General features: G+C 46.9%; 12 protein-coding genes (1 of these 12 running past the window's edge). 7 read left to right on the top strand and 5 right to left on the bottom strand.

Going from position 1 to position 12,141, the window contains the following annotated elements; translation table 11 throughout:
- Positions 1–10: 10 nt before the first annotated feature.
- The 4 genes from hemA (at position 11) to ACI0FF_RS15490 (ending at position 4,205) form a co-directional block, all read left to right on the top strand.
- Positions 11–1,273, top strand: a complete 1,263-nt coding sequence (hemA, locus tag ACI0FF_RS15505; RefSeq protein ID WP_419797678.1) for a glutamyl-tRNA reductase — start codon at positions 11–13, stop codon at positions 1,271–1,273.
- Positions 1,274–1,282: 9 nt separating this feature from the next.
- Positions 1,283–2,356 carry a peptide chain release factor 1 gene (prfA, locus tag ACI0FF_RS15500; protein ID WP_419797677.1) on the top strand — a complete coding sequence of 358 codons (1,074 nt, stop codon included), beginning with the start codon at positions 1,283–1,285 and terminating at the stop codon, positions 2,354–2,356.
- Between the two features lie 17 nt (positions 2,357–2,373).
- Positions 2,374–3,225, top strand: a complete 852-nt coding sequence (gene prmC / locus ACI0FF_RS15495) for a peptide chain release factor N(5)-glutamine methyltransferase (RefSeq protein ID WP_419797676.1) — start codon at positions 2,374–2,376, stop codon at positions 3,223–3,225.
- Positions 3,226–3,434: 209 nt separating this feature from the next.
- On the top strand, positions 3,435–4,205 hold the full coding sequence (locus ACI0FF_RS15490) for a DUF4167 domain-containing protein (protein ID WP_419797675.1): 771 nt from the start codon (positions 3,435–3,437) through the stop codon (positions 4,203–4,205).
- 54 nt (positions 4,206–4,259) lie between these two features.
- On the opposite strand, the gene ACI0FF_RS15485 is transcribed toward ACI0FF_RS15490, so the two are convergent.
- From ACI0FF_RS15485 to ACI0FF_RS15470, 4 genes are all read right to left on the bottom strand, one after another.
- Complete coding sequence (locus ACI0FF_RS15485) at positions 4,260–5,192, bottom strand: AEC family transporter (protein ID WP_419797674.1); 933 nt, start codon at positions 5,190–5,192, stop codon at positions 4,260–4,262.
- An 85-nt stretch (positions 5,193–5,277) separates the two neighbouring features.
- On the bottom strand, positions 5,278–6,174 hold the full coding sequence (locus tag ACI0FF_RS15480; RefSeq protein WP_419797673.1) for a LysR family transcriptional regulator: 897 nt from the start codon (positions 6,172–6,174) through the stop codon (positions 5,278–5,280).
- Between the two features lie 2 nt (positions 6,175–6,176).
- A complete protein-coding gene (locus tag ACI0FF_RS15475; RefSeq protein ID WP_419797672.1) occupies positions 6,177–7,001 on the bottom strand; it encodes a c-type cytochrome in 825 nt (274 codons plus the stop codon).
- A 49-nt stretch (positions 7,002–7,050) separates the two neighbouring features.
- A complete protein-coding gene (locus tag ACI0FF_RS15470) occupies positions 7,051–7,509 on the bottom strand; it encodes a c-type cytochrome (RefSeq protein WP_419797671.1) in 459 nt (152 codons plus the stop codon).
- 197 nt (positions 7,510–7,706) lie between these two features.
- On the opposite strand from ACI0FF_RS15470, the gene clpB reads away from it, so the two are divergent.
- The 3 genes from clpB (at position 7,707) to ACI0FF_RS15455 (ending at position 11,517) form a co-directional block, all read left to right on the top strand.
- Entirely contained in the window at positions 7,707–10,298 is a 2,592-nt protein-coding gene (clpB, locus tag ACI0FF_RS15465) for an ATP-dependent chaperone ClpB (protein ID WP_419797670.1), read from the top strand.
- A gap of 79 nt (positions 10,299–10,377) precedes the next feature.
- Positions 10,378–11,139, top strand: coding sequence for a flagellin (locus ACI0FF_RS15460; protein WP_419797669.1), 762 nt, complete (start codon positions 10,378–10,380; stop codon positions 11,137–11,139).
- A gap of 12 nt (positions 11,140–11,151) precedes the next feature.
- Positions 11,152–11,517 carry a flagellar biosynthesis regulator FlaF gene (locus ACI0FF_RS15455; RefSeq protein WP_419797668.1) on the top strand — a complete coding sequence of 122 codons (366 nt, stop codon included), beginning with the start codon at positions 11,152–11,154 and terminating at the stop codon, positions 11,515–11,517.
- On the opposite strand, the gene ACI0FF_RS15450 is transcribed toward ACI0FF_RS15455, so the two are convergent.
- Positions 11,500–12,141, bottom strand: the 3' portion of a protein-coding gene (locus ACI0FF_RS15450) for a M23 family metallopeptidase (RefSeq protein WP_419797667.1). Its footprint extends 729 nt past the window's final position; 642 of the gene's 1,371 nt are visible here — the last part of the coding sequence; its start codon lies off the right edge, out of view; its stop codon occupies positions 11,500–11,502. The two genes, ACI0FF_RS15455 and ACI0FF_RS15450, sit on opposite strands and share 18 nt — an antisense overlap.

The raw sequence follows: 12,141 nt of genomic DNA, 5'->3' as shown, positions 1-12,141 counted from the left end.
TGAAAATCCGATGGCTGGTCTGTTTTCAAGTGATGCGAAAGTTTTGGTGATTGGCGCGAACCATCGTTCCAGCTCCCTTGCTTTGCGTGATCGTCTGTTTCTGGACGAGCCGGAAGTCATTCCCTTTTTGGATAAACTGAAAGACGATGGGGTGGAACAATGCCTTGTGGTATCCACCTGTGATCGGGTGGAAGTCCATTGCGTTGATCATAATCCGGCGCGCGCGCACGAACTGATTGTCGCGCGTTTAGCAGAGCGCGCAGAACTGGATACCCATACTATTTCAAGCCAGTTGTATGTGCATGAAGGAAAAGAGGCCGTTCGCCATATTTTTCGGGTTGCCGCCTCGCTTGATAGTTTGATGGTGGGGGAACCCCAAGTCGTTGCGCAGGTGAAAGATGCTCATCGTTTGGCGGTGGAAGCCGGCAGTGTCGGCGCGGAATTGGAACGTATTTTTCAGGCCGCTTATGGAACCGCAAAACGGGTTCGCACAGAAACTGCCGTAGGGGAACGCCCTGTTTCCATCGCATCTGTTGCCGTTCAAATTGCCAAGGAATTACATGGCGATTTGACCCGTTGTCGTGGGCTGTTGATCGGCGCGGGCGATATGGGGGAATTAACCGCGCAAAACCTGATTGAAGCGGGATTAGCTGATTTTACCTGTATTCATTCCTTTGCGGGCCGTGCCCAACGGATTGCCCGTCATTTATCCTGCCATTTTGATGATTTTGACAACCGAAATCGTTTGGCATGCGAAGCCGATATTATTGTGACCTCGATGAATAAGCGTACTCGCGTCGTGAGTGCCGATATGGTGACTAAAGCATTACAATTTCGAAAAAATAAACCGATTTTCTTGATTGATACGGGTATTCCCGGCGATGTAGACCCGGCGGTAAATGATGTGGATGGTGCGTTTTTATATGATCTTCACGATCTGGAACGTGTCGCAATGGAAGGACGGGCCTCACGCGAAGCCGAAGCGCGAGCGGCTTCTGCGATTTTGGACAAGGATTTACATGAATTCTTCCGGGGCAAGGAAGAACGTACAGCCGTTCCCTTGGTCAGTTCCTTGCGTGATCGATTTGAAACGGAACGTCAGGCTGTCTTGGCTTTACATGGAAATGATGCGGATAAAGCAACCCGTTTGCTTATTAATCGCTTGCTTCATACACCAAGCGAGGAACTGCGCGCACTCGCAGCTGTTAAGAAAAAGAAAGAGTGGGAAGCGGCAAGCGATCTTGTCGAACAACTTTTCCTCAAGAAAGATTGAAGGTAGAAAATGAGTTTTCAGGAAGCGCTAAGCCAGGTTGTTAACCGGCATGAGGAACTTGCGGCGTTAATGTCGGATGCTTCATCGTTGAATGCGTCTGAATTTACGAAAATGTCCAAGGAATATGCCGAGCTGACACCTGTTGTGGAAGTGGTGAATGCCTTGCGTGGCGCACAGGCGGAAATGACCGAGTGCGAACAAATGCTGGCAGACCCCGATTGTGATGCGGAAATGAAAGAGCTGGCAGAAGCCGAGTATCACGATTTAAAAAAACGGGTGCCGGAACTGGAACGTGATGTTCAGTTGATGTTGTTGCCTAAAGACGAAGCTGATGAAAAGAACGCTATCCTTGAAATTCGTGCAGGGACAGGCGGAGATGAAGCCGCGCTTTTTGCAGCTGATCTTTACCGCATGTATCAACGTTATGCAGAACGCATGGGCTGGAAATTTGAATTGTTGGATGTCAATGAAATCGGTATTGGCGGTTTCAAAGAGGTTTCAGCCAACATTACAGGTAAAAACGTATTTGCCCGCTTTAAATACGAGTCCGGCGTACATCGTGTGCAACGTGTGCCCGCAACGGAAAGCGGTGGACGCATTCATACATCGGCTGCCACGGTTGCCGTATTGCCCGAAGCTGAAGATGTAGATATCAAAGTGGAAGCAAAAGATTTGCGCATTGATACTTATCGGTCCCAAGGGGCAGGGGGGCAGCACGTTAACACAACAGATTCAGCGGTACGGATTACCCATATACCGACCGGCCTTGTGACACAGTGTCAGGACAATAAGTCCCAGCACAAAAACAAGGATCAGGCGATGAAAATGATGCGGGCAAAATTGTATGATCATGAACGTCAGCAATTGGATGCAGAACGGGCCGCAGATCGTAAAAATCAAGTGGGGTCTGGGGACAGGTCTGAACGTATTCGCACCTATAACTTCCCGCAAGGCCGTATTTCCGACCACCGGATCAACCTGACGCTTTATCGTTTGGATGAAGTTTTACAAGGCGATCTGGATGAAGTGATCGATGCCTTGATCGCTGAAGATCAGGCGCAGAAATTGGCGGAACTTTCATAAAAGCAGGTTGTGTCATTATGACCACGATTGCCAATGCAATGCAGTTGACTTGTGAACGGCTTGAAAAAGCCGGAATTGAGAATGCTCGTTTTGAAGCACGCCTTTTATTGTGCCATGTGCTTGGGGTGGAAACGCAAATCCTGATCGGTTATCCAGAACGCGATGTTTCTCAAGATGATTTGGATCGTCTGGAGGTCTTGCTTAGGCGCCGGGAAGGCAGGGAACCGATGTCTCACATTTTGGGGGAACGGGAATTCTGGAGTCTGCCGTTTAAAGTAACGAAAGATACATTGACCCCGCGCCCTGATAGCGAAACATTGATTGAATCGGTTTTACGTTACATCCCTGATACGACCCAAAAGCTGCGTGTTCTGGATTTGGGAACCGGGACGGGATGCTTGTTGCTGACAGTTTTGTCTGAATATCAACAGGCAAGTGGTCTTGGTGTGGATATTAGTTCCGCAGCCCTCGATGTTGCGAAAGAAAATGCGCGAAATTTGGGGTTGGAGCCGCGTAGTCATTTTCGACTTGGCAATTGGGGAGCGGATATTTCAGAACAGTTTGATCTGATTTTATCTAATCCTCCCTATATTGCCTTAATGGACAAAGAGACGCTGGCACCGGAAGTCGTGCAATTTGAACCGGACAGCGCTTTATTTGCCGGGCTGGATGGATTGGATGATTATCGTAAATTGGCTTTGGCTTTAGGTGGGATGTTGTGTGAGGACGGTTTGGCTGTTCTGGAAATCGGTATAAATCAAGGGGATGCTGTTTCTGAATTGATGGAAAAAGCAGGTTTATATGTTTTGGAAAGACCAAAAGATCTGTCTGGAATAGAAAGATGTGTAATAATTCGCAAAAAACTTTAAAAAAGGCTTGGAAAACAAGTGAAACCTCTATAGGTTGGGGGTTGTAACGGACACATTGGAAAGCCGCTCGGTAAAACTGTCGGCTCTTGGTATTCCGTCATTTAGCAAAGACTTCCAGAACAATATCGTCGACCCCCTAAGAAGGGCAGATGAAGGTGAATACACCTTGTTTTGGAAAATGGGTTATCTCTTTTTATATATCAGGATCCATGAGACAAGGCTCCAATAATCAAACCAATCGTCGTGGGCGTGGCCGGGGCCATAACCATAACAACAATCGCCGTCACAATCATGGTGGCAACCGTAACCAGAATTACGACAGTAATGGCCCACAGGGACGTATTCGCGGGACAGCCAAACAGGTTTTTGAAAAATACCTGCAATTGGCAAAAGATGCCATTTCTGCCGGTGATCGTGTTTTGGCAGAAAGTCTTTTTCAACATGCGGACCATTATGGTCGTATTGCAGCTTTATATGCGCCCAAGCCAAAATCTGAACAGGATGAAAACTTTGAAGCGCAAGGTGCTGATGATGATGTTCAGACTGACGACGATGATGGCAATGATGATGCCGAACGCGTAACAAAATCCGTTAAAGTGGATATTGAAGATGCGGATACTTCAACAGATGATGCAGAAAAACCTGCTGAAAAAGCTGTAGAAGAAAAACCAAAACGCCGTGCACCGACTCGTCGCACCACAACACGTAAAAAAGTGGAAGACGACAAACCCAAGTTAGGGGGCGGTAGCAACGCTGTTCCTGATTTTCTGGCTCGTCCGGTAGATGTGGACAGTAAATCTAAGGAAGATGAATCGGCTGCTGAGGTTGAAGAAAAACCAAAACGCCGTGCGACAACCCGTCGTACGACAACCCGGAAAACGACAACAGAAAAATCCGATGCACCGAAAACCACTCGCACACGCCGTAAAAAAGCAGATGATGCGGATGCTTCTACGGATACGGAAAAAGAAGCCAGCTAATATTTTGCAGCTTCTACAGATAAAAACGCCCGGTCTTTTGATCGGGCGTTTTTTTTACTGGGGGATGAAATATTGCAAGAGCCAAATGGTGACAGGCAGTGATAAAAAAGCAAACAAGGTCTGTTGTGTGATAATCGTCGCCATGATTTCGTGATCCCCCCCCAATTGACGCGATAAAATATAGGAAGACGGGGCGGTGGGGGTTGATAAAAATAAAATCAATGTAGCTGCTGTTATGCCGTTCAGACCTAAGAGGTAACAGCAAACAGCAGTACTGACGGGTTTAATCAAGAATTGAATAATGCCGACTAAACAGGATAACCCCTTGTTTTTATATAGGGCTTTAAATTGCAACGCCGCACCGACCGTCATCAAGGCAACCGGCAAGCTGGCCCTGCCAATGACTTCCAAGGTTTTTGAGAAAGCCGTCGGCATGGTTAATCCGGAAAAATTAAGCAAAAGGCCAACCAAACATCCGATGATCAGAGGGTTTTTGATGATCTGAGATATGACCGTTTTGAAAATGCTGGTGCCTCGGTTCAAAGAAATGGAAAACGTGGTGACGCATAGCAGATTGATCAGCACAATCATAAAACCGGCACCAAGTGCCCCGATAATCAGACCTTGTGTTCCGTAAAGCTCTTGTGCAATTGCCAGACCAACAAATGTGTTGAAACGCACACCGCCTTGAAAGAGAGAAGTGAAACGTTCCGCACTGATATTTTTACTGAGATAACGGCTGATCCAAAAAGTTAAAGCGGCCAGAAGGATAGGTATATCGACGGCTAATGCAATGTCTCGCCATGGCATTTGGTCAAGGCTTTTACTGGAAAGTACATAAACCAACAAAATAGGCGTTAGCACATAATAGCTAAGTTTTTCAAGTGCAGGCCAAAGATGTGGATCGAAAAAATTTGTACGTTTTAAAAATGTCCCAAGGGCAATCAGGCTGAGAATGGGAAGAAGGGCATTGATGGTGATGAGCATAACTGGCCTCAAATCACAAAGAAGGGGGAAGCCAGTAGTACGAGATCTTTTAATTAAATAAAAGTTTATAAAATTAACTGAATTATTAAAAATAATTTAAGTTTGGCGCGGCGGTGTGATGCTGTAGGGAGTGGAAAAAGGCACCAATAATGTGATCCCACGGGCTTTCTTTCTTATGCATCAACCCTAAACTGCGATAAAGCGGTGGATCACTGAAGGGAACGACTTTCATGGTTTGGCCCAATTTTTGGGCGCGATGATCAGGCAGGGAAACAACAGCAACGCCAAGCGAGGCTTGTGCCATTTTGATTGTGGCCTCCAAGGAATCGAGTTCCATTCCATCCTGGGTGACAATGCCATCTTGTTTGAGGCGTTGTTCAACCATTTGACCAGCCCAAGCTCGACGATCAAAACAGACATAAGGATGGTTTGATAATAAACCGGCAGGCGTATCTTCTGCAAAATCTTTAGGGGCAAGGACGAAAAAACGTTCATCAAAGTAAGGCCGCCATGTCATCGTTGCCGGTAAAATAATCTGTGGGGCAGTGGTTATGGCAAAATCCAGTTGTCCGGCTTCAACGGCTTGTGTTAGTTCCGCAGATAAACCGGTCTTAATGCTGATTTGCAGATTGGGATGACTGTCTTGAATTTCACGAATGACGATAGGCAAAGGGGCAGCTTGAACCGTGTTGATGGAACCAATAATTAAGGGGCCACTGAAAGATTCGTCTTGATGAAGAAGCCCTTTGAGACGGTCATATTGTGTGACGATTTGGCGGGCCTCTTTTAATAACGTCTGGCCTTTGGTGTTTAAATGCGGTTTATGTCCACTGCGATCAAAAATCTCTGTTTGAAATTCATCTTCCAATTTTTTGATCTGTAAACTGACGGCGGCTTGTGTCAGTCCCAGTTTTTGAGATGCCGCAGCAAAACTGCCGTATTTATCAATGGCAATCAGTGTTTTCAGGGCGCGGATCGACATGATTATTCAAATTCAACAAGGTAGGTGATGACAGCGTTTAAGTCATCTTTGGTCAGTTTTGATGTGGTTTTTGCAATCACATGTCCCATAGACCCGCCAAGGAAATCACCATCCGGTGTCATCCCCATGCGCAAGGCGGTGCGATAGTCGCCCTCTTCCCATCCTTTCGGGCGGATGTTGGGGATTTTTTCTTTATCAGGACCGTTTGGATTACCTTGAAATTTTTTGGATGTGTCGCTGCCACCCAAGCTATTACGAGGCGTGTGACATTCTCCGCAATGGGCCAAACCATTGACGATGTAGGCCCCTCGATTCCAGGCGGCCGACTTATTCGGGTTTGGTGTAAATGTTCCTTCATCAAAGAACATCATTTTCCATCCCATCATCAAAAACCGCATATTAAACGGGAAGGGGATGTCGTGTTCGGGGACGACATTTTTAGAAGGCGTTACCGTATCAAGGTAGGCTTTCAGGTCCAAAAGATCCTGACGCGTCATTTTGCTATAAGAAGTATAAGGAAAAGCCGGGTAATAATGTGATCCGTCCGGGGAAATGCCTTGGGTCATTGCCGCAATGAAATCGTCATCACTCCATCCACCGATCCCGACGTCGGGGTCTGGTGTGATATTCGGTACGTAAAAAGTGCCGAATGGGGATTTAATGGCCAGTCCGCCGCTTAAATCTGCATCTTTTTGGTTTGGTGTGTGGTGACAGGAAACGCAACCGCCCATATTCAATATATATTTTCCATTTTCAGCATTCCCGGCGGCATAAAGTGGGGATGTTGTCAGGCAAAAGAGAATAAGGAACAAGGCGGCGCGTTTCATCGTGTCCATCCAAATTAGGGCGTCATTAAAATATGAAAGGGATTATGCTTTATTTTTTCTTTAGACGAAATTCAGTATGACAGGTTTTACAGTTGCCGGTCATTTTACCAAACGCCGGTAAAATTGCACTTTCATCGCCTTTGGAGGCGGACATTGCAAGGACAGCAGAATCTGCGGCGAGACTTTCAATCAGGCCACTGAATTTTGCCCAATCTGTCCAGATATTTGGTTTGGCTTCAGATTCTTCAGAAAGGCTCCCTTCAGGGAATTTGTTTGCAGCTTGTTTGGCAGCTTCTGAAATGGCTGCAGCACCTGCGGCAATCGCTTTCATATCCAAATCAGCACCTCCGGTTGCCATTGGGGCAATCATTTTTGTATTTTTCCCGATGATCTTCATCAGGTCCATGCGTTCTTTGATCACCCCTGTTGCACCATCGTGTGCATAGGCGGTTGAAAGGGCAAGAAAAGTCGCGCCAATGGTACAGAGTGCAAGTGTTTTATGAAACATGTTGAGCCTCGTATAAGTATTTTTAAGGTTATTCTAATTCGCTATAAACTTTGCCAGAAAAACATACCTTGCGCAATGCAACGCTTGAGACATATTCTATTTTAGAACTTAAACCGACAGAGGTTTTCCACAAGTTGTTGCTTCTTAAGAAGGACCGAGGCGGAAAGCTGTCGATCACCATAAAAAGGTTTGAGACCATGAACATTGAAAAATATACTGAACGTGCGCAAGGATTCCTGCAAGCTGCCCAACAGGGGGCTTTGCGTGAAAACCATCAGCGCTTTACACCTGAGCATTTGCTTAAAGCTCTTCTTGATGATGAAGAAGGGGCCGCTTTTGGCTTGATTGAGGCTGCTGGCGGGAAACCAAAAACCGCAAAAAAAGCAGTTGAGCGGGCCTTAAGCGCGATGCCCAAGGTCGAAGGCAGTGGGGCTGGTAATCTTTACCTGTCCAGTGAAATTGCCAAATTGCTGCAACAAGCTGAAGAAGCTGCCGATAAAGCCGGTGATGAGTTTGTCACCACCGATATGTTGTTACTTGCTTGTGCCTTGGCCACAGGGACACCTTGTGGTGATGCGTTGAAAGAAGCAGGTGTGACACCGCAAAACCTGAATGGTGCCATCAATGCCATGCGAAAAGGGCGAAAAGCAACATCACGCAATGCGGAAAATAATTTTGACGCCTTGAAAAAATATGCCCGAAATCTGACCGAAGCAGCTTCGGCGGGCAAACTTGATCCGGTTATTGGGCGCGATGAAGAAATCCGCCGCGCCATTCAGGTTCTTTCGCGCCGAACCAAGAATAATCCGGTTTTGATCGGGGAACCCGGTGTTGGGAAAACCGCAATTGTGGAAGGTCTCGCCAACCGTATCGTGCAAGGCGATGTGCCGGAAAGTCTGGCGGAAAAACAATTACTCGTTCTTGATCTTGGTGCGCTGGTTGCCGGGGCCAAGTTTCGTGGTGAATTTGAAGAACGCTTAAAAGCAGTTCTGGAAGAAGTCGCAACAGCCAATGGTGACATTATTCTGTTTATTGATGAGATGCACACCTTGGTTGGGGCTGGTGCGTCCGAAGGGTCAATGGATGCATCCAACCTGTTGAAACCGGCCTTGGCTCGTGGCGATTTGCACTGTGTCGGTGCCACGACCTTGGCAGAATACCGTAAATATGTGGAAAAAGACGCGGCTTTCGCCCGTCGGTTCCAGCCTGTCTTTGTGTCGGAACCAACAGTGGAAGACAGTATTTCCATTTTGCGCGGTATTAAGGAGAAATATGAATTGCACCATGGGGTTCGCATTACCGATACGGCCCTAGTGGCAGCTGCAACACTCTCTAATCGTTATATCACGGATCGTTTTTTACCGGATAAGGCGATTGATTTGATGGATGAGGCCGCCTCGCGCCTGCGGATGGAGGTTGATTCCAAGCCGGAAGAAATTGACGAGTTAGATCGCCGTATTATCCAGTTGAAAATTGAACGCGAAGCCCTGAAAAAAGAAAGCGACCAAGCATCACAGGATCGTTTAGAAGATATTGTCACCGAATTGGAAGATCTTGAGATCAAATCCGGCACACTGACAAAAGCATGGCGTGAAGAAAAAGACGCCCTGGCAGATGCGACCAAAGTGAAAGAACTTCTGGAACAGGCCCGCATTGACGTTGAAATTGCCCAACGGGAAGGCAAACTGGAAAAAGCCTCTCAGCTTTTGTATGGCGAAATTCCAGCGTTGGAAGAAAAATTACGTCTGGCGGAAAGCTCGCAGCAGGAACGCACGATGGAACAGGCGGTGCGTGAAGAACATATTGCCTCTGTCGTATCGCGCTGGACCGGTGTGCCAGTTGATAAATTGTTACAGGGTGAACGTGAAAAGCTCGTGCTTATGGAAGATCAATTGTCTAAACGGGTGATTGGTCAACGCGAAGCTTTGCAAGCGGTTGCCGATGCTGTTCGCCGTTCACGCGCAGGCTTGCAGGATCCTAACCGACCGATTGGATCGTTCCTGTTTTTGGGGCCGACTGGGGTTGGGAAAACAGAACTGACCAAAGCCTTGGCAGAATTCATGTTTGATGATGAAAATGCGTTGGTGCGCATTGATATGTCCGAATATATGGAAAAACATGCCGTTGCCCGTTTGATCGGTGCGCCCCCGGGCTATGTGGGATATGAAGAAGGCGGGGCCTTGACCGAGGCCGTGCGCCGTCGTCCCTATCAATTGGTGCTGTTTGACGAGATTGAAAAGGCACATCCCGATGTCTTTAATATTTTATTGCAAGTGTTGGATGAAGGACGTTTGACCGATGGTCAGGGCCGCACAGTCGATTTCAAAAATACTCTGATTATCCTAACGTCGAATTTAGGGGCCGAAATTATGGCCGCACAGGAAGAAGGACATGATTCTTCTGAAATTCGCGAAGAGGTTTTGGAGGTGGTGCGCGCTTCCTTCCGACCGGAATTTTATAACCGATTGGATGAAGTGATTCTCTTCCACCGTCTGTTCCGCGAACATATGGCGGGTATCGTCGATATTCAGTTGAAACGACTGGAAAGCTTGCTAAGTGATCGCAAAATCGTGCTGGAACTGGACGAAGATGCCCTGCATTGGTTGGCCAATGCCGGATATGATCCGGCCTTTGGGGCACGTCCTTTAAAACGGGTGATCCAGAAATCTTTGAAGAATCCTTTGGCTGTTTTGATGCTGGAAGGACGTATTCAGGATGGAACGACCGTACAAATTGGGGCGGATGATGCAGGCTTGACCCTAAATGGGCGCAGTGCCGCCGACCTTTAAGGCTCTGTGACGACCATCACTTATGTTTTTTGTTTAATTCTGCTATTCTAATGGTACGAATTAGGTGAAAGATGAAGTGATGGTCGAACAAGTCAGCTTTCTAAGCACAGCTTTTAGCCGCAATGTCCGCAATACACAAAATATTGCGGAAGTCAGTCGTGAAAGATCGAATCGTCTTTCGACAGGCTTGCGTGTTAGTCAGCCCAATGACGACCCTGCCGATTATTTTCGTGCCAAGGCCCTTATTGATCGTGTAAGTGATCTTGGGAATGCAAAAGGTGCGCTTCAACTGGAACAAGGGGGGTACCAAGCCTCGGTTCTGGGTTTGGATACGGTTGAGAAATTCGCAAAACAGTTGGAAGGGATCGCACTGGCTGCGAAATCAGCTGAATCTGCACAGGAACGCCAAGCTCTTTCCGATCAGTTTAATGAAGTTCGCAATCAGATCAATAATCTGGTCGGGGATGCGACTTTTCTTGGCAAAAACCTGATTGCATCCAATACGGTGAGTGATCTCAATATCGGGGATGCCAATGCCGATTATAATGGGTTTGCGACACTCAGTGATATCGACACGGCAATCGCATCAGTGAATAGCGCGGTTTCTCAGGTTCGAAGTACGCAATCCGATTACGCTGTTGATATCGCCATTTCTAATGTACGTGAAAATTTTACCGATGATTTAAGTAATATTCTGCAAGACGGTGTCGATAAATTGGTAAATGCTGATTTGAATGAAGACGCCGCAACCGCATTGGCAGCGCAAGTGCGCAGTGATTTGTCATTCCAAAGTCAGAAGATTTTAGCACAGGGTGAAAGCCTGCTGCTGGGACTTTTTTAAGCGTATTTTGTAATGAGCAAAACCGGATATGATGCTTACAATCAAACCCATAAAAATGGTTTAAAAGGACGTGCGCTGGAAGGCGAATCGTTTATGAAAGCTGTTCATCTTTTAAGGCAGGCACAAGAATTTGACGGCAACCGTCGACTGTTGATGGAAGCCTTGGATTATACTCGTAAGCTCTGGACCATTGTGCAGGCGGATTTAAAAGAACCATGTCACCATTTAAGCGAGGATATCCGCGCGAATCTTCTCTCGCTCAGTCTTTATGTGGATCGGACGTGTTATGAAGTCGCAAAAAAGCCCCATCCGCAAAAGCTTCAGGGGCTTATTGATGTAAATTATCAGATTGCCTCGGGCCTACTCGGCACTGGCTAGACGTTCAATAGAAGTCGTTGGGACCAGTTTCGCATATTCTGTTTCGAACTTGCTTTTTACAGCAAAGAAACGATCCAGTTCTTGACCTGCCAATTTCTTTCCAGCAGGCATACGAACACGCAATGGATTGGTTTTGCGGCCATTTTTGATGATTTCATAATGCAGGTGTGGGCCGGTGGAACGACCTGTCGTGCCGACGTAACCGATGATGTCGCCTTGTTTTACACGTCTGCCCTTATACATACCCTTTTTGAAAGCACGCATATGGGCATAAGCGGTTTGATATTCTGAATTATGACGAATACGAATGTATTTACCATAGCCGCCTTTGCGTGCTGCATAATCGATTACACCGTCACCAGCTGCAAAAATAGGCGTGCCAGACGGTGCCGCAAAATCGATCCCTGTGTGCATTTTGGAATATCCAAGGATCGGGTGACGACGTTTGCCAAAACCAGAAGATAGGCGTGCGCCATTGATCGGGGTCCGCATCAACGCTTTTTGGGCGCTTTTACCTTGATCATCGTAATAGGCAACCCGACCTTCTTTATCTTCATAGCGATAAATAGGTAATGCGCGACCGCCAGTGTTTAGGCTGGCAAATAAAATATTGCCGACTTTTTT

Origin of the sequence: Terasakiella sp. 4MB5A (assembly GCF_050058155.1) — a bacterium.
Taxonomy (GTDB): Bacteria; Pseudomonadota; Alphaproteobacteria; order Rhodospirillales; family Terasakiellaceae; genus Terasakiella; species Terasakiella halodenitrificans.
This window is presented reverse-complemented; position numbering and strand designations above follow the sequence as displayed.